The following is a 708-nucleotide window of genomic DNA, read 5'->3' as shown; positions in this document are numbered from 1 at the left end:
CGGGGATTCCCCCCGAGATGTGGACACCAATTCCTATGCGGCGGTAGCCAGCGTAGCCGATCGCTGCTCGTACTCGATCGGACAGATCTGACCGAGCGTGGAATGCCTCCTTCGTGTGTTATATCGCGTGATCCAACGGAAGACTGCGGCGCGGGCCTCACCCGCCCCGTTCCAGCGCTTTCTGCCCTGCAGCGTCTCCCGTTTCAACGACGCGTTCAACGATTCGGCAGCAGCGTTGTCCGCCGACGTCCCGACCGCACCCCGGGACCGGGTCACCCCCAGTTCCCGGCACACATCCGCGAAGTCCTGCGAGACGTACTGGGCGCCGTTGTCCGAGTGAAAAATTGCCCCATCGAGCCCGGCGGCACCGCGGGCGGCGGCCGCCGCCCGCAGCGCGTCGGTGACCAGCTCGGTGCGCATATGCGGCGCGATCGACCACCCCGCCAACCGTTTCGAATTCAAGTCCAACACCGTTGCCAGATAAAGGAACTGCCCGTCACCAACCGGCAAGTAGGTGATGTCCCCGACGTACCGGGTGTTCGGTGCACTCGCGGTGAAATCCCGCCGGATCAGGTCCGGCACCGGAGTCGCGGACGGCTCTGGGACCGTGGTGCGGACCGTCTTGCGCAGATGCACCCCGACGATCCCGTTCTCACGCATCACCCGCTCCACCCGCTTGTGGTTCACCTCGATCCCGGCATCACGCAG

1 protein-coding gene is annotated in these 708 nt (G+C 65.5%); it reads right to left on the bottom strand.

The window, feature by feature from the left end:
* Positions 1-33: 33 nt before the first annotated feature.
* The coding region (locus P3H15_RS54270) for an IS3 family transposase (protein ID WP_276144866.1) at positions 34-708 on the bottom strand (675 nt) is incomplete at its 5' end.

Source organism: Rhodococcus sp. T2V, assembly GCF_029269925.1.
GTDB lineage: Bacteria > Actinomycetota > Actinomycetes > Mycobacteriales > Mycobacteriaceae > Rhodococcus_F > Rhodococcus_F koreensis.
Note: the sequence above shows the minus strand (reverse complement) of the source record. Positions and strands in the feature narration are given on the sequence as shown.